Here is a 16465-nt window from a genome sequence, read left to right as displayed (position 1 = left end):
AACATGTAGCTCAGGCGTTCGGCGGGGTATTCCGGGTCCAGCGGCACATAGGCGCCACCGGCCTTGAGGATGGCGAGCAGGCCGACTACCAGCTCTAGGCTGCGTTCGGCGGCGATGCCGACCGGGGTGTCCTGGCGCACGCCCTGGGCGATCAGGGCATGGGCCAGCTGGTTGGCCTGGCGGTTGAGCTGGGCATAGCTCAACGTGCGTTCGCCGAACACCAGCGCGGTGGCGTCGGGTGTGCTGCGTACCTGGGCTTCGATCAGGGCGTGGATCGACGGTGCGGCGGGGTAGCTGTGGGCGGTGGCGTTCCACTGTTCCTGCAACTGCTGGTGCTGGGCGGTGGAGGGCAGTTGCAGTTCACCGAGCGCGCACTGCGGGTTGTCGAGCATGGCCTGGAGCAGGGCCAGACAGTCCTGGCCCAGGCGCTGGGCAGTTGCGGCGTCGAACAGCGCGGCATCGTATTCGAGGCAGATGCGCAGTTGCTCGCGGCCGGCCTGGATGTTCAGGCTGAGGTCGAACTTGGCCGCAGCGGGTGCGCCTGGTAGCGCCTCGATGCGCAGGCCGGCGAAGCCTGGGGTGGCCTGTTCGGCGTTGTCGCTGGTCCAGTTGAACAGGGCGTGGAGCAGCGCGCCGGTGGCGCCCTGGCGCTGCTCGGCAACCACTTGCTCCAGCGGGTGATCGGCGTGTTCCAGGCAGGCCAGGGCATGGCGACGTACCTGGTCGAGCAGGCCGGCCACGGTCTGCCGTGGGTCGAGGCGGGCGCGGTGGATCTGGCTGTTGACGAAGAAGCCGATCAGTTCCTGCACCTGCTCCTGGTTGCGCCCGGCGTTGGGCACGCCGACGATGAAATCGTCCTGGCCGCTGTGGCGGCCGAGCACCAGTTGCCAGGCGGCCAGCAACACCATGAACGGGGTCAGGCCGTTGGCCCGGCAGGCGGCTTGCAGCTGGCTGAACAGGGCCGGCGGCAGGGCGAACTCGCAGTTGCCCGCGGCCACTGGCGGGCGGTTGTCGCGCGGGTGGTCGGTGGGCAGTTCGAGCAGGTTGATGCCACCGTGCAGGTAGTCGCGCCAGTAGGCGGCGGCCTGGGCCTGGGCCGGGCTGCCCAGGTAAGCCCCGCGTTGCCAGTGGGCATAGTCGTGGTACTGCACGGCCGGGCGCGGCAGGGCCTGGCCATCGCCATAGGCCTGTGCCAGGTCGCGCAGCAGCAACGGGTTGGACCAGGCATCGCTGATGCTGTGGTGGCTGGTCAACGCCAGCACATGGTGCTCGGCACCCAGCTGGTACAGGCAGGCGCGCAGCAGTGGCGCCTGGGCGAGGTCGAACGGCGTGGCGGCCTCTGCTTCCAGCGCCTGCTGCAGCACGTGCGGTGGCTGGCCGCGCAGGTCGACGCTGCGCAGGTTCAACCGCGCCTCGCGATCGACCAGCAGGCGTGGCTGGCCCTGCACCTCGGCAATGCGCGAGCGCAGGATGTCGTGACGGTCGATGACCCGGTCCAGGGCCTGCTGCAGGTCGGCGGCGTGCAACGCACCGTGCAGCGCGAAGGCGCGCGGCTGGTTGTAGGTGGCGGCGTCGGGGTCGAGCTGGGCGAGCAGCCACAGCTGCTCCTGGGCGAACGACAGCGGCGCGTCGTCGGCGCCCTGGGCAATGATGCCGGCAGGGGTGGCGGAGGGTGCGTCGAGCTCGCAGAGCAGGGCCAGCAGGGCGTCATCGGTGGAGTGGTCGTGGGATGTCATCTCGGTCTCGCCATCACTGGAGAATTAAGCGTACTGAGAGAGACGAAGGGACCGTGGGGTGATTTAGGCGGGCGACGCAACGGCCGCGCCAGGCGCGCACGGGGCGCGCCTGGCGGATTTCAGGCGAGGGCGGGGGCGGCTTCTACCACCACCTGGCCGGCCTGCAGGCGCACCAGCTGGTCGGCGATGTCGAAGTAACGGTCATCGTGGGAGATGACGATGATGGTCTTGCCCAGGCGCTTGAGGTCGGGCAGCAGCTCGGTGTAGAAGATGCGCCGGAACGTCGGGTCCTGGTCGGCGGCCCACTCGTCGAACACCAGCACCGGGCGTTCCTCGAGCCAGGCGTTGACCAGCGCCAGGCGCTTGCGCTGGCCGGTGGACAGGTCGGTGGTGCTGAAGGCGCCGTCCTTGACGCTGACCTTGTGGGCGATCTCCAGGCGTTCGAGGTAGCGGTTGGCATCCTCGGGGATGTGCGTGTCGCCCTGCACCACGTCGTCGAACAGGTAGTAGTCGGCGAACACCGTGGTGAACAGCTGGCGGTAGTCGTCGCGCGCGGCGGCATCGATGGCCTGGCCATTGAGCAGGATCTGCCCCTGCTGCGGCGGGTACAGGCCCAGCAGCAGCTTGATCAGGGTGGTCTTGCCGCAACCGTTCTCGCCGACCACGAAGACGATGTCGCCGTGGGCGATGTTGAGGTTCACCGGGCCCACCTGGAACGGCTGGGCGCCGGGGCTTGGCTGGTAGGCATAGCTGACCTCGCGCAGTTCCAGGCTGTCGACCCGCACCGGCTCGCTGCCGTGGTCGTCCAGCAGCAGGTGCGGCTCGGGCGAGGAGAACTGTTCGCTGAGTTCGGCGATGCGGCGGAAGGCGATCTGCGCACGGCTGACCACCGGCAGGGTGCCGATCAGGTGTTCCAGCGGGCCCTTCATGTACAGCAGCACCAGGACGAAGCCGCTGACCGCCTTGGGGTCGGCGCTGGGCCAGAGGAACTGCAGGGTCAGGCCCAGGCCGATGACCACGAAGAACAGCATCGAGCCGAAGCTCTTGGCGATCACGAAGGTGTTGATCGAGCGCACCTGGGTGGCGCAGATCTCGTCGGCGGTGTCCTGGATGCCCTGGCGGAACATGCGCTGGCGGCGCGGGCGGTGGATGCGCAGTTCCTTGGCACCCTCGGCCACGGCGTGGTAGTGCTTCTGCAGGCGGTCCTCGGCGTCGCGGGCGGCCATGAAGCCCTTGATGCCGCGGCCGCGGGCGATGTACTGGATGATGCTGCCGATGCCGATGGCCAGCAGCATCATCAGGAACATCGGCAGCGACAGGGTGGCCAGGTAGCCCAGGCAGCCGAGGGTCACGGTCAGCGAGATGGCCAGCGGCGCGAAGGCGAAGGCGAAGTCGCTGATGGTGTCGACGTCGTGCGTCAGCACCGGGATTAGGCGGTGGCTGCGAAAACGCTCGATCTGCTCGATGGGTGCCGACAGCACCTTCTCGCCCAGGGCCTTGCGCAGCCGGGCGATGATGTGCTGGCCGACGTAGTTGGTGCCGATGTCCGAGCAGATCGAGCAGGCCAGGGCCAGCGCGCAGAGCCCGGCGAAACCGAGGATCACGCCATTGCTCAGGCCGCCTTCGGCGTGCAGGCCGCTGTTGATGGTGGCCAGCAGCGCGGTGACGCTGAGGCCGCCGACCATGCCCATGACGACCGACAGGGTGACGATCGGCCAGAAGGGCTTGAGCAGGGCGAACAGCTCGCTCAGGGCCCCGCGGGGTTTGGAGGTCATGTTGGATTCCTGGATCAGAGACGGATACACCGTTTAGGACGAGTGCCGCGCAGGGCAATTTAACCGCGTGCCGTCACAGCTCGCGGACCACCCGGAAGCCCAGCCAGTCGCCCTGGCGGGTGGGATAGTTGGTGTTGCGGTTGCCCGAGCGGGAGAAGATCGGTGCCTCGCCCCAGTCGTTGCCGCGGATGCTCACCACCTTGCAGCTGTCGGCGGCGCGGCTGGCCTGGCCCCAGGCGCTGCCGTCGGCCGGGGCGCCGTCGTAGCTGTTGTGGTAGCAGTCGGCGACCATCTCATAGACGTTGCCGTGCATGTCGTGGACGCCGAAGGCGTTGGCCGGGTAGCTGCCCACCGGCGAGCTGAAGCTGTAGCCGTCCTTGGGCCCGTAGACGTTGGCGTGCTGGCTGATTTCCAGGGTGGCGTCGGGGTCGATGGGGAAGGGGAACATGCCGGTGCTGCCAGCGCGGGCGGCGTATTCGCGCTCGGCTTCGCTGACCATGCGGTACTGCTTGCCGGTTTTTTTCGACAGCCAGGCCACGTAGTCCTGCACGTCGAGATAGGTCATGCACACCGCCGGCTGCCGTGGCCCTTGCTTGTAGCTGGGCTTGCTGGCGGTGCAGCGGCGCCCGGGGCGGTCGTCGCCATCGGCGATGCGCGTGCCGCTGGCCTTGAGGTAGGCGTCCCACTCGCCGGCGGTGACCTGGAAGCGGCCGATGGCGAAGGGCTTGGCGAAGGTCACGTCATGTTGTGGGCCTTCGTCGTCCTGGCGGCCCATTTCATCCGCCGGGGTGCCCATCTTGAAGGTGCCGGCGGGCAGCACGACCATCTCTGGGCAGTACTTGTCGCAGTCACGGAACACCGTACCGGGCTTGTCGGCGGGCTGCGCGGCCAGGGCTGGCAGGCTGCAGGCGGCCAGCAGGGCGGCCAGGGTCAGGCGGTGCAGGGGAGCGCTCATGGGAATGCCTTGTTCAGAATGGTGAGTTCAGAGTGGTGAGTTCAAAGTTGTGAAACGATCAGCTGCATCGCCCGTTCGATCTGCTGCTCGTCGTTGAGCAGGCCCGGGGCCAGACGGATCACCGGGCCGACGTCGCGGTACACCGCGTCGCACATCACCCGGTTGGCGGTGAGGTGGGCGGCGACGGCGTCGGGGTCGCGGTCCTTGATACGGAAGAAGGTGAAACCGGCGGAGTAACGCTCGCTGCGCGGTGTCACCAGCTGCACCTGGGGGTGTTCGGTCAGGCGCGCCTTGAGCAGGTCGTTGAGCTGGTGGATGCGCTGCTGCACGTCGGCCTTGCCCAGCGCCAGGTGCAGCTTGAAGGCTTCGCTGGCGGCCCAGCGGTATTCGAAGGCGTGGTAGCCGCCGGGGGTCATGATGGTGGCGAAGTCTTCATCGCGGGAGAAGGTGGCGACGCTCGGGGTCAGGTGCTCCATGCCGGTGGAGGCGGCGCAGATGATGCCGGTGCCACGCGGGCCGAACATCCACTTGTGGGTGCCGGCGATGAAGTAGTCGCAGTTGAAGTCGGCAAAGCGCACGTTTTCCACGCCGAAGCCGTGCACGCCGTCGACCACGTAGAGGATGCGCTCGGCGTCGCTGCGGTTGCGGTTGTGCTGGCGCACCAGCTCGCCGATTTCGCCAACGGGCAATTTCACGCCGCTGCCCGAGTGCACCCAGGTCATGCCCAGCACCCGGGTGTTGGGGCGGATGGCCTTGTCGAGGGTGCTCAGCACCTGGTCGCTGGAGATCGTCCAGGGGTTGTCGAACAGGCGGATCTTGCGCACCGCGGTGCCCTGGCGCTGGGTGCGGAAGGCCAGGGTCTTGTGCGCCGAATAGTGCTCGTGCTCGGTGATCAGGATCTCCTGGTCGGCACCGACCTTGAGCCCGCCGTAGATCATCGCCAGGCCTTCGGTGGTGCTGCCGGTGAGGGCAACCTGGCGCGGGCCGACTTCCAGGTAGCGCCCGGCCCACTCGCGCACTTCGTCCTCGCGCTGCCATTCGTACTGGCTCTCCCAGTCCATCAGGGCGGCAGGGTTGCGGTCGAGGTCGGCGCGGTGGCGGTCGATCGCCGCCTGCACCGGGCGCGGGTGGGCGGTGATCAGGAAGTTGGCGAAATGGGCGATCTGCGGGTCGAGCGGGAATAGCTCACGCAGGTTGCGCCACTTGTCGCTGCCGGCCAGTGAAGGGGTGGGCGGCTGGGCGGGGGTGGCCAGGGCCTCGGGCAGCAGCGGCAGGCTGGCGGCCAGCAGGCCGGCCTGTTTCAGGAAGGTGCGGCGGTTGCTCATGATGGGCAGGGCTCGGATCAGCGGTTGGCGACGGGGTGGGCGGCTTTCTGCACCTGGTCCCAGGCTCGCAGGAAGTTGCCGGCCCAGAGCTTGGCGATGTCCGTTTCGCTGTAGCCTCGGGTGAGCAGTTCGGCGGTGACGTTGCGGATTTCGCTGACATCGTTCCAGCCGTCCAGGCCGCCACCGTCGTTGAAGTCGGAGGCGATGCCGACGTGGTCGATGCCGACCTTGCGCACCGTGTAGTCGATGACGTCGACGTATTGCTTGAGGGTGGCCTTGGGTTCCTCTTCGAGGATGCCGTAGAGGGAACTGGCGTACTCGCCGAAGCGCGCCTCGGGCCAGGCGGCGATCACCGCGTCGCCCGGCATCAGGGCGTTGGTAAGGCCTTGCAGGGGCTGCAGGTCGAAGCGCGCGCGCAGGGCGTCGAGCTTGTTCACCACGGGCTGGGTCAGCGGTTTGAGGTACTGGCCAAAGCCGACCACCTGGATCACCCCGCCACTGTCCTTGATCAGTTGCATCTCCTTGTCGGAGAGGTTGCGCGGGATGTCGACGAAGGCCCGTGGCGCCGAATGCGAGGCGACGATCGGCGCGCGGGTCAGGCGGGCGACGTCTTCGAGCGCCAGGGTCGACATCTGCGACACGTCGATGATCACCCCCAGGTCGTTGAGCCGGCGTACCGCCTGTTCACCCAGTGGCGACAGGCCGCCGAGGGCGTCGGCGGTGTCGTTGAAGAACGGCAGCGGCCGCGACGAATCGGCCCAGTCGTTGTTGCCGACGTAGCTGAAGCCGAACATGCGCATGCCGCGCGCCGCCCACAGGTCCAGCTGTGACAGGTCGTGGCCCAGCGGGTAGGCGTTGAGCATGCTGATGAAGATGGCGAACTTGCCTTCGCCGTTGAGGCGGCGGAAGTCGTCGGGGGTGTAGGCGATGCCGACCTGGTTGGGGAAGTCGCGGACCATGCCGCTGATGATCTTGTAGCGCGCTTCCTGCTCCTGGCGGGCGGCGTCGACGAAGCCCGGGGTGGGACGGTGCGGTGCGTTGGGGCCGTTCCAGATCTCCGGCCAGCCGAAGATGGTCAGCGCCGCACCCGACAGGCGTCCGCGGTTGGCCTTGACCAGGTCGAACTGGCCGGGACCGTCCTTGTCGACTTCATGGCCTTCGCTGCCCATCGACAGCGGCACGGTGAGGTGGCTGTCGAACGACAGCATGTGGTCGTGCAGCGCGTCTGCCTGGCGCACGATCTTCAGCGGGTAGCCGGCGTGCAGGTGGCGCCAGTAGAAGAAGCCGGCGGCACTGCCCAGGGCAACCGTCAGGGCCAGGGGCAGGCCGATGTACAAGGCTTTGCGGGAACGGGTCTTGGTCATTGCCATCTCGTTGCGCGGTGGGTCATGGGGCCCTGCCGACAGCGCGATGGCTGCCCGGGCAGGGCTTGGGTATCAGGTGGACGAATGACCGACAGGCAAATTTATCGTCGCCGTCATCGGTAAATTTCCCGTCGGGCACAACGTTCTAGCCTTGGACAGGCCGTGCCCCATGGCCGCAATGAATGCTCAGGTAGTGGCAATGACGATTTCTCGACGCGGGTTCATCGCCGGTGTGGCATTGACGGGCGTGGTGGTGCCCGGGGCGTTGTATGCACGGCATGTGCAGCGCCAGCGGTTCGACGAAGAGTTTCCGGAGACTCCGGGTGAAGCGGTGGTGGAACTGGCCGACGCGCCGTTGCAGCAGCTGGGTGATACCTTGCGCGGCATCTGGCGTTTCAGCCTGCGCGGCGCCGATGCCGGGTTGCTTGGCTTGCCTGCCGGCGAGCTGGAGATGTTTCTCGATGTGGCGCCGACGGGACGCGGCCTGCGCGGCTACCTGGATACCCCCGAGCGCCTGCGTGGCGCCGACGAGCCGCGCTACCGCGTGGTCGGCGACCTGCTGGCGGACGCCACGCGAACCTTGCGCTGGCGACTGTTCTCGACCCGACCGGGTGACGCGCAGGCCGACTATCAATGCAGGGTGAAGCTGGACGAAGCCTGGGGCGGGTTCGGCAATGCCGGGCAGGCGACTCTCAATGGCCACATCGCGCCGCTCAGCCGCTCGCTGACCTTGCCGGTCGAGGACAGTCAGTTTCTCGCACTCAAGCAGCGCTTCCCCGAGGCTCGCGAGCGCACGCCGCTGTCACCGGCCCTGCAGGCCTGGCTGATCGCCCCGGAGCATCGGCTGTTTCACCAGCTGTGGCATGCCTCGCGGGACAAGTGGCACAAGCTTGCCAAGGACAAGCAGGCGGCCGTACGCGGCCTGGGCTGGCAGCCCGGCCCGCGCGACCAGGAGCGCGAGGCCCGGGGGCGGCTCAAGGACCGCAATGGCTCGGGGGAGGACTTCTTCTTCATGCACCGGCACATGCTGCAGGCTGCCCGTGCCCTTCAGGACCTGCCGTCGTGGACGCGCCTGCCACTGCCGCAGCCGGAGCTCGAACGCGACCGCGTGGGTTTCGCCCGTTACTTCGACAACCACGATGGCACGGCCCTGCCACCGACCTGGCTGGCGTCGGGTGATGCCGCCTACACCCAGTGGGTGCGCGACATCAAGACGCCGGACACCTTCCACGGCAACTTCCAGGTGTGGGAGTCGAAGTACACCGACCCGCACTACCTGAGCTCGGTGACCCTGGGGCAGTTCGGCTCGGAGATGGAACTGGGCATCCATGACTGGTTGCACATGCGCTGGGCTTCGGTGCCGCGCGACCCTTCCAGCGGCCTGCCGGTGCCGTTCGCACGCAAGCCGGAAGACTTCGCCGCGCGCTGGTTCGAGCCTGAGAACGACTTCCTCGGAGATCCGTTCTCGTCCCATGTGAACCCGGTGTTCTGGCATTTCCACGGCTGGATCGACGACCGCATCGAGGACTGGTTTCGCGCCCATGAGCGGGCGCATCCCGGGCAGGTGCGACGGGCCGAGGTCAACGGTGTGCCGTGGTTCGCGCCGGGGCGCTGGGTCGAGGTGTCCGACCCCTGGCTTGGGCCGGACACCCATGGTTGCTCGACGGTGTCCGGGTTGCGGCCGGGGCGCAGCGTGGAGATGGACCCGGAGACCATGAAACTCGCCTTGCGCATCATCTTTGGCGACGACGACCTGTTCGACCGGGTGCGCTCGAAGGTGCCGCAACGGCCGTGGTATGCGCGCAACATGAAGCTGGCGCAGCGCTGACAGGGCGTACGATGGCGTGGGCTTGTCCCATGCCATTTACCGCGTCGCCTGATTCGCGGGCAAGCCCGCTCCCACAGCCTTGCGACCTGTGCAGAGCCCTGTGGGAGCGGGCTTGCCCGCGAAAGGCCGAACGCGGTCAGCGCTGCACCCGCCAGCCCCCACCCAACGCCTTGTACAACGCCACGCTGCCCTGCAACCGGGCCAACCGCAACTGCGCCTGCTGATCCTGTGCACCATACAGGGTGCGCTGGGTTTCCAGCACGGTGAGCAAGGTCTCGGCGCCCGCACCATAGCGCTGCTGGGCCAGGTCGAAGGCGGTGCGCGCTTCCTGCACTTCCTGGTCCTGCCACAGGCGCTGGCGGTCCACGCCGTGGATGGCGTTGAGCGCCTTCTCCACATCGGCGAAGCCGGCGAGGATGCTGCTGCGGTAGTTCTCCAGCAGTTGCGCCTGCTCGGCCTCGGCCAGTTGCCGCTCGGCGCGCAGCCGGCCGTTGTTGAACACCGGCGCGAGCAGGCCGGCGGTGAGGGTGTAGGCGGAACTGTCGAGCACCTCGGCGAAGGCGTTGGCGCCGGTGCCGAGGCTGGCGCCCAGGGTCAGCTTGGGCAGCATGGCCGCGCGGGCTACCTGGATATTGGCGTTGGCCGCGGCCAGGCGCGCCTCGGCGGCGGCGATGTCCGGGCGGCGGCTCAGCAGCTCGCTGGGCACGCCGCTGCCGATGCCGGGCCATTGCACGCTGGCCAGCGCCTGGTGGCTGGCGGGCAGTGCCTGCACCGGGTCGCCGAGCAGGGTGGCGAGGGTCACGCGGCTATCTTGCCATTGCTGCTCGAGCAGCGGGACCTGGCGCTCCTGGGCGGCCACCAGGCTGCGCTGCTGGGCCAGTTCCAGGCGTGTGGCGGAGCCGGCCTGCTGGCGGGTCTGCACCAGGTTCAGCACGTCACGCGCATTGCGCAGGTTGAGGCGGGCGATGCGCAACTGTTCTTCCAGGGCCAGGCCTTGCAGGTAGGCATTGGCCACGGCGCTGACCAGGGTCAGTTCCACCGTCTGGCGGTCGAAGCGGCTGGCGTCCAGCTCATGCAGGGCGCTGGCCCGTGCGGCGCGCAGGCCGCCCCAGAAGTCCAGCTCGTAGCTGGCGGTGAGTTGCAGGCCGTAGGTGCTGTAGGTGCGCAGGCTTCTGCTGACGTCCAACGGATCGTTGCCTGGGCCGTGAAGCAGGTGCTGGCGACTGCCATCCAGGCCCAGCTGCAGCTCCGGCAGCAGCGGGGCGCCGGCGATCACGGCGCGCGCCTGGGCCTGGCGTACCTGCGCGGTGGCGGCGGCAAGGTCGTGGGCATTGGCCAGGGCGCGCTGGATCAACTGGTCCAGCTCGGGGCTGGCGAAGGCCTGCCACCACTGGGCCGTGGGCAACTGGCCGGCGTCGGTGCGGCCTTGCCAGGCCGTGGGCGCCGCGATGCCGCTGGCTGGTGCCGGGGCTGTACTGCAGGCGGCGAGGGCAAAGCTCAGGGTCAACAGGCTGATACGGCTTGGCAGATTCATGGGTTATTCGCTGGTAAGGGCTTTGACCGGGTCGAGTCGGGCGGCCTTGCGTGCCGGCATGAAGCCGAACACGACGCCGGTGGCGACGGCACAGCTGAAGGCGCCGAGGATCGCGGGCAGGGCGAAGGCGACGGCGATGTCGGCCAGCAGCAGGGCGCCGCCGATCAGCAAGGCCAGGGCGATTCCGGTGATGCCGCCGACCATCGACAGCATCACCGCCTCGCTGAGGAACTGGCGCAGGATGTCGCGCTGGCGGGCGCCGGTGGCCATGCGAATACCGATTTCGCGGGTGCGTTCGCGCACGGTCATGAGCATGATGTTCATCACCCCGATGCCGCCCACCAGCAGCGAGATCGCGGCGATTGCCCCGAGCATCAGTGACAGGCTGTTCTGGGTGCGCGCCTCGGCCTGGATCAGCGCGGCGTCATTGGTCAGCTCGAAATCCTTGCGGCCCTGGTGACGCTTGCGCAGCAAGCGATCGATGGCCGCTTCGGTGGCGGCGACCTGGGCCGAGTCGGCGGCGGCGATGATCACGTACTCCGGATCATGGCTGGCGAACAGGCGGGTGGAAGCGGCGGCGTAGGGAACGACGATGCGCTCGTCGCTCTTCTGGTCGCCGGAGCTTGCGCCCTTGGCGGCGAGGATGCCGACCACCTGGAACGGCACGTTGCCGATCAGCAGGTACTGGCCGATGGCATCGCTGCCGGGGGCCAGGAGCTTTTCCCGGACCTTCTGCCCGATCACCGCGACGGCGGCGCCGCTGCGGGCCTCGGAGTCACTGAAGAAGCTGCCCTCGACCACCGGCCAGTTGAGAATGTGGGGGAACTCGACGTTGTTGCCGCCGACGTAGAAGGTCTGGTTGTTGTTGCCATGGCGGACCATCAGGTTGGCGCCGATCACCGGCATCACCCGCTTGACCTGGGGCAGTTCGGCGATGGCCTCGACATCGTCCAGGCTGACGATGCCGCCAGGCTCGCGCAAGGTCGCGTGGCGGCCGTTGAGGTAGAGGATGTTCGAGCCGAAGGCCGCCATCTGCGCCATCACCTGGCGCTTGCTGCCTTCGCCGACGGCCAGCATGACCACCACCGAGGCCACGCCGATGACGATGCCGAGCAGGGTCAGGGCGGTGCGGAAGCGGTTGATCCACATCACCCGCCAGGCCGCTTGCAGGGCTTCGAGCAGCTCGCCTTTCCAGGCGCCGCGTTGCGTCGCGCCCTGGTCCAGGCGCTGGCGCAGCTCGCTGGCCTGCAGGCCCTGGTCGACGGCGGTGGGCAGTTGCTCGCTGGCGGAGTCGCTGATCATCTCGCCGTCGCGGATTTCCACCACCCGCCGCGCGCGGGCGGCCACGGCGCGGTCGTGGGTGATGAGGATGATCACGTGGCCGAGGTTGGCCAGCTCGTCGAGCAGGGCCATGACCTCGGTGCCGCTGTGGCTGTCGAGGGCGCCGGTGGGTTCGTCGGCTAGAATGATGTGGCCGCCGTTCATCAGCGCCCGGGCGATCGACACCCGCTGTTGCTGGCCGCCGGACAGCTGGTGCGGGCGGTTGCCGGTACGGCTGGCCAGGCCCAGGCGTTCGAGCAGGGCGGCGGCGCGGCGGTGGCGCTCGCCGGCCGGGGTGCCGGCATAGATCGCCGGCATCTCGACGTTTTCCTGGGCCGAGCCCGAGGGGATCAGGTGATAGCCCTGGAACACGAAGCCGAACGCCTCGCGGCGCAGCCAGGCCAGTTCGTCGCTGCCCAGCTCGGCCACGTCCTTGCCGGCGAACAGGTACTGGCCGGTGCTGGGGCGGTCGAGGCAGCCGAGGATGTTCATCAGGGTCGACTTGCCTGAACCGGAGGCACCGACGATGGCGATGAATTCACCGGGGTGGATGCGCAGGCTGATGCCGCGCAGGACGTCGACCCTGGGGCTGTCTATGCCGCCGTAGCTCTTGCGGATGTCGCGCAGTTCGATCAGGGGGATGGACATTCAACCTCCGCTGGCCAGGGGCGCGCCGATGACCAGACGCTCGCCTTCGTGCAGGCCGTCGAGGATCTGCGCGCGCAGGCGGTCGCTGAGGCCGATGCGTACCTGCCGTTGTTCGACCTTGCCGTCGGCACCGAGCACCTGGGCCAGGCGCAGGTCGTCGCTGGCGCCATCGTCCAGGGCCGCCAACGGCACACTGAGCACCTGGCTGGCGGCGCCTGCGACGAAGAACACCTGGGTGGTCATGTCGGCCATCAGCGCGCCGTCGGGGTTGTCGACGTCGAGCAGCACGGTGTACTGCACCACCTGGCTGCCGCTGGTGCCGGCGGTGGCACTGGCCGGGCCGCCGCCGCCGCGGCTGGTCTGCTCCAGCGGCTTGGGCGGGATCGGCAGGATCTGCCGCACGGTGCTCTGCCAGCGGCGCTTGCCGCCGGCCAGGGTGGTGAAGTAGGCGTTCATGCCAGGCTTGACCTTGCCGATGTCGGCTTCCGATACCTGGGCCCAGACGGTCATCGGCGAGAGCTTGGCGATGCGCAGGATCAGCGGTGTCTGCTGCTGGGCGTTGAGGGTCTGGCCTTCGCGGGCATCGACGGCCACCACGGTGCCGTCCATTGGCGCGTAGATGCGCGTGTAGCCAAGCTCCGCCTCGTCGCTGCGCAGGCTGGCCTGGGCCTGGCGGATCTGCGCCTGGTACATGTCGATGCGGGCCTGGGTAACCTTGAGCTGGGCGTCGGCGGCTTGTAGGTCTTCCTCGCGGGTGGCGCCGGCGGCGGCCAGGTCGCGCTGGCGCTTGAGTTGCTGTTGGGCCAGCTGGTATTGCGCGCGCTGCTCGGCCAGCTGGGCCTTGAGGTTGTCGATGGAGTAGCGCCCGGCATCGAGCCGGGCCTGCTGGGTCGAGGGATCGATTTCCACCAGCAACTGGCCCTTGCTTACCACATCGCCTGCTTCCACGTGCAGGGTGCGGATCTGCCCGGAGGCCTGGGCGCCGACATCCACGTAGCGGCGCGGTTGCAAGGTACCGAGTGCGGTGACACTGCTTTCGATGTCGCTGCGGCTGACCGCGACAGTGCTGACCGGCGCGCTGCCCAGGGGCAGGGTCTTCCAGGCCAGCAGGCTGCCCAGGGCCAGCAGGCCGAGGCTGCCGAGGAGGAGGCGGCGGGTAACGGGTAGGCGTCTCATGCGGGCTTCCAGCCAGGGAGGGTGGCCGTGCGCGGTTCCTTGGGGCTACGCACGGAAGTCCCCGTTAGACGAAGGCTGGGCGATCGGATTTAGCGGCAGATGGCGGGGGCAGGGGAGAGTTGCTGAGAATCATTATAATTTGTAAGATCGCACGCCGATATCATTCAGACACTGTCCCGGCCTGTCAGGACGCCTCAGGTGCCTTCGTGGAACATTACTATCGCGAATTGGTGAGCTTCCTCTGCGCACGCCTGGGTAATCGCCAGGCGGCTGAAGACGTGGCCCACGATGCCTACCTGCGCGTCCTGGAGCGTACCGCGTCGGAGCAGATCGAGCATCCACGGGCCTTCCTGTACCGCACCGCGCTCAACCTGGTGGTCGACCGCCACCGTCGCCACCTGGTGCGCCAGGCCGAACCCTTGGAGGTGCTGGATGCCGACGGGCGCTTCCACAGCAGCGAATTGCACCAGGACCTGCAGCTCGACCAGCGCCTGGCGCTGATGCGCAAGGCCCTGGCCGAACTGAGCCAGCCGTGCCGCGACAGCTTCCTGCTGCGCAAGCTCGAAGGCTTGTCGCATCCGCAGATCGCCGAGCGGCTGGGCATCTCCCGCAGCCTGGTGGAAAAGCACATCGTCAACGCCATGAAGCACTGTCGGCTGCGCATGCGCCAATGGGATTCCTGAACGCTGCGTCAAGGGCGTGTGAAAATTCTGGGTACTGGCCACTTGATTTCTCGGTGGTTCCCGACAACTATCTAGAAAGACCCCTCCAGGCGCAGCCCTGGCGGATGCCTGTTGCTGGCGCAGTATGGTCAGGGAACGTGCCCCTTATCTTCACCACTGCCCAGGCCAGAACATGACCAACAAGACCCTGCGCATCCTGATCGCCGACGAGCACCCTTACCAGCGCCTGCAGCTGGAAAGGCTGCTCAATGGCCTGGGTTATTACCGGATCGCTCCGGTGGAAAGCTTCGAAGAGCTGCAGCGCCTGGTGCAGAGCGCGCTGCAGCCGTTCAGCCTGTTGCTGGGCAATATCGAACTGGCCAGCCACGCCGGCGTCGACCTGGCGCGTTTCTGCCGGGTCAGCTCGCAGATCCAGCATGCCCTGCTGTACCACTCCCAGCACCTGAAGGTGCCCAGTGTGCCGGCAGGCGAGCGCCAGGCGGTGAGCGTGAGCCTGCCGCGGGTGCCGGACAACGAGGCGTTGCAGACTTTCATGACGATGATCGACAGCCCGCTGTTGATCGGCACCCTGACGTTGCCTGGCGGGCTTTCGGGCAACCCGGCCCATACGCGCAAGCACAGGAACTTCGGCCACACGGTGTTCAGCCGTTAGGGGCGGGCGGCGGGCATTTGCTATTCTCTTGCCCTTTGCCGATCTGCGGACCCTGCCATGACTGCCATCGATACCGCTCGCCCGCCCCGGTTCAGCCGCGGCGACCACCGGACCCTGGGCCTGGCGGCACTGGGCGGCGCGCTGGAAATCTACGATTTCATCATCTTCGTGTTCTTCGCCCTGACCCTCAGCCAGTTGTTCTTCCCGCCGCAGATGCCCGAGTGGCTGCGCCTGCTGCAAAGCTTCGGGATCTTCGTCACCGGCTACCTGGCGCGGCCGCTGGGCGGCATCCTGATGGCCCATTTCGCCGACCACCTGGGGCGCAAGCGGGTGTTCAGCCTGAGCATCCTGATGATGGCCCTGCCGTGCCTGCTGATCGGGGTGATGCCGACCTATGCCGACATTGGCTATGCGGCGCCTCTGATCCTGCTGGGGCTGCGCATCCTCCAGGGCGCGGCGGTGGGAGGGGAAGTACCGAGCGCCTGGACCTTCGTCGCCGAGCACGCGCCACCCGGGCGCCGCGGCTATGCCCTGGGCTTCCTGCAGGCGGGGCTGACCTTCGGCTACCTGCTCGGTGCGCTGACCGCGACCTTGCTGGCGCAGCTGTTCACGCCGCAGGAAATCCTCGATTACGCCTGGCGCTACCCGTTCCTGCTTGGCGGCGTGTTCGGCGTGATCGGCGTGTGGCTGCGCCGCTGGCTCAGCGAGACGCCGGTGTTCCTGGCCTTGCGCCAGCGCCAGGCTCAGCCGGTGAAGTTCCCCCTGCGCCAGGTGCTCGACGCCCACCGTGGCGCGTTGATCCCGGCCGCGCTGCTGACCTGCGTGCTGACCTCGGCGGTGGTGGTGCTGGTGGTGATCACCCCGACGGTGATGCAGCAGCGCTTCGGCATGAGTGCCGGGCATACCTTCGCCCTGAGCAGCGTGGGTATCGTCTTCCTCAATATCGGTTGCGTGCTGGCCGGGCTGCTGGTCGACCGCCTGGGCGCCTGGCGCGCGCTGATGATCTACAGCCTGCTGCTGCCGCTGGGTATCGGCGCGCTGTACACCAGCCTGGTAGGGCAGTGGGGCATGACCTGGCTGGCCTATGCCCTGGCCGGACTGGCGTGCGGGGTGGTGGGCGTGGTGCCGTCGGTGATGGTCGGGCTGTTCCCGGCCGAGATTCGCGTGTCGGGGATTTCCTTCACCTACAACGTCGCCTATGCGCTGTGGGCCAGCACCACGCCGCTGGCGCTGATTGCGCTGATGCCGTGGAGCCCGTGGGTGTGTGTCGGTTTCTGCCTGGTCATGGGCGCCGTCGGGGCGCTGACGGCGATGTACTTCGGGCGCCGCGCGCCGTTGGCGGCCGAGCCGATTTCGCCGGTGTTGTGCGCGGACAAGTGAGCGGCCTGCTTGGGTTGCTGATTCGTACCTGGCGTGGTTCAGGCTTCATGCAGGGATGCGCGATGAGGCCGACAGCTTGCTGCTTCATG

General features: G+C 67.9%; 12 protein-coding genes. 4 read left to right on the top strand and 8 right to left on the bottom strand.

The features are described 5' to 3' along the window. From ACIP21_RS25465 to pvdM, 5 genes are all read right to left on the bottom strand, one after another. A partial coding sequence (locus ACIP21_RS25465; protein ID WP_400693685.1) for a condensation domain-containing protein occupies positions 1-1736 on the bottom strand: 1736 nt, incomplete at its 3' end. A gap of 119 nt (positions 1737-1855) precedes the next feature. After that, complete coding sequence (locus ACIP21_RS25460; RefSeq protein ID WP_400693684.1) at positions 1856-3511, bottom strand: cyclic peptide export ABC transporter; 1656 nt, start codon at positions 3509-3511, stop codon at positions 1856-1858. Positions 3512-3584: 73 nt separating this feature from the next. Continuing rightward, entirely contained in the window at positions 3585-4466 is an 882-nt protein-coding gene (locus tag ACIP21_RS25455; protein WP_400693681.1) for a formylglycine-generating enzyme family protein, read from the bottom strand. Between the two features lie 41 nt (positions 4467-4507). Then, a complete protein-coding gene (locus ACIP21_RS25450; protein ID WP_400693678.1) occupies positions 4508-5791 on the bottom strand; it encodes an aminotransferase class V-fold PLP-dependent enzyme in 1284 nt (427 codons plus the stop codon). A gap of 17 nt (positions 5792-5808) precedes the next feature. Further along, positions 5809-7155, bottom strand: a complete 1347-nt coding sequence (gene pvdM, locus ACIP21_RS25445) for a pyoverdine-tailoring dipeptidase-like protein PvdM (RefSeq protein ID WP_400693675.1) — start codon at positions 7153-7155, stop codon at positions 5809-5811. Positions 7156-7354: 199 nt separating this feature from the next. Here pvdM and ACIP21_RS25440 point away from each other — a divergent pair, with 199 nt between their 5' ends. Beyond that, the gene (locus tag ACIP21_RS25440) at positions 7355-8983 is read left to right on the top strand and encodes a PvdJ/PvdD/PvdP-like protein (protein WP_400693672.1); all 1629 of its coding nucleotides are present in this window, start codon (positions 7355-7357) and stop codon (positions 8981-8983) included. 136 nt (positions 8984-9119) lie between these two features. Here the strand turns inward: ACIP21_RS25440 and ACIP21_RS25435 are convergent, their stop codons facing one another. Genes ACIP21_RS25435 through ACIP21_RS25425 form a run of 3 tightly spaced genes read right to left on the bottom strand, consistent with a single transcriptional unit; the run spans position 9120 to position 13661 of the window. Beyond that, a complete protein-coding gene (locus tag ACIP21_RS25435; protein WP_400693669.1) occupies positions 9120-10517 on the bottom strand; it encodes an efflux transporter outer membrane subunit in 1398 nt (465 codons plus the stop codon). Positions 10518-10520: 3 nt separating this feature from the next. Next, positions 10521-12485 (bottom strand): MacB family efflux pump subunit, encoded by a 1965-nt coding sequence (locus ACIP21_RS25430; RefSeq protein WP_400693666.1) that lies wholly within the window; start codon positions 12483-12485, stop codon positions 10521-10523. After that, a complete protein-coding gene (locus ACIP21_RS25425; RefSeq protein WP_400693664.1) occupies positions 12486-13661 on the bottom strand; it encodes an efflux RND transporter periplasmic adaptor subunit in 1176 nt (391 codons plus the stop codon). A gap of 206 nt (positions 13662-13867) precedes the next feature. Here ACIP21_RS25425 and ACIP21_RS25420 point away from each other — a divergent pair, with 206 nt between their 5' ends. From ACIP21_RS25420 to ACIP21_RS25410, 3 genes are all read left to right on the top strand, one after another. After that, positions 13868-14344 (top strand): sigma-70 family RNA polymerase sigma factor, encoded by a 477-nt coding sequence (locus ACIP21_RS25420; protein ID WP_400693662.1) that lies wholly within the window; start codon positions 13868-13870, stop codon positions 14342-14344. A gap of 172 nt (positions 14345-14516) precedes the next feature. Continuing rightward, on the top strand, positions 14517-14996 hold the full coding sequence (locus ACIP21_RS25415; protein ID WP_400693660.1) for a histidine kinase: 480 nt from the start codon (positions 14517-14519) through the stop codon (positions 14994-14996). Positions 14997-15053: 57 nt separating this feature from the next. Continuing rightward, complete coding sequence (locus ACIP21_RS25410) at positions 15054-16376, top strand: MFS transporter (protein ID WP_400693657.1); 1323 nt, start codon at positions 15054-15056, stop codon at positions 16374-16376. Positions 16377-16465: the final 89 nt, after the last annotated feature.

This window comes from Pseudomonas sp. NPDC089401 (genome assembly GCF_044749485.1).
GTDB lineage: Bacteria > Pseudomonadota > Gammaproteobacteria > Pseudomonadales > Pseudomonadaceae > Aquipseudomonas.
Note: the sequence above shows the minus strand (reverse complement) of the source record. Positions and strands in the feature narration are given on the sequence as shown.

Bases quoted from the DNA above. Each gene is read 5' to 3' on its own strand.
- ACIP21_RS25460 (WP_400693684.1), bottom strand. From the start codon at position 3,511: ATGACCTCCAAACCCCGCGGGGCCCTGAGCGAGCTGTTCGCCCTGCTC.
- ACIP21_RS25455 (WP_400693681.1), bottom strand. From the start codon at position 4,466: ATGAGCGCTCCCCTGCACCGCCTGACCCTGGCCGCCCTGCTGGCCGCC.
- ACIP21_RS25450 (WP_400693678.1), bottom strand. From the start codon at position 5,791: ATGAGCAACCGCCGCACCTTCCTGAAACAGGCCGGCCTGCTGGCCGCC.
- pvdM (WP_400693675.1), bottom strand. From the start codon at position 7,155: ATGACCAAGACCCGTTCCCGCAAAGCCTTGTACATCGGCCTGCCCCTG.
- ACIP21_RS25440 (WP_400693672.1), top strand. From the start codon at position 7,355: ATGACGATTTCTCGACGCGGGTTCATCGCCGGTGTGGCATTGACGGGC.
- ACIP21_RS25435 (WP_400693669.1), bottom strand. From the start codon at position 10,517: ATGAATCTGCCAAGCCGTATCAGCCTGTTGACCCTGAGCTTTGCCCTC.
- ACIP21_RS25430 (WP_400693666.1), bottom strand. From the start codon at position 12,485: ATGTCCATCCCCCTGATCGAACTGCGCGACATCCGCAAGAGCTACGGC.
- ACIP21_RS25425 (WP_400693664.1), bottom strand. From the start codon at position 13,661: ATGAGACGCCTACCCGTTACCCGCCGCCTCCTCCTCGGCAGCCTCGGC.
- ACIP21_RS25415 (WP_400693660.1), top strand. From the start codon at position 14,517: ATGACCAACAAGACCCTGCGCATCCTGATCGCCGACGAGCACCCTTAC.
- ACIP21_RS25410 (WP_400693657.1), top strand. From the start codon at position 15,054: ATGACTGCCATCGATACCGCTCGCCCGCCCCGGTTCAGCCGCGGCGAC.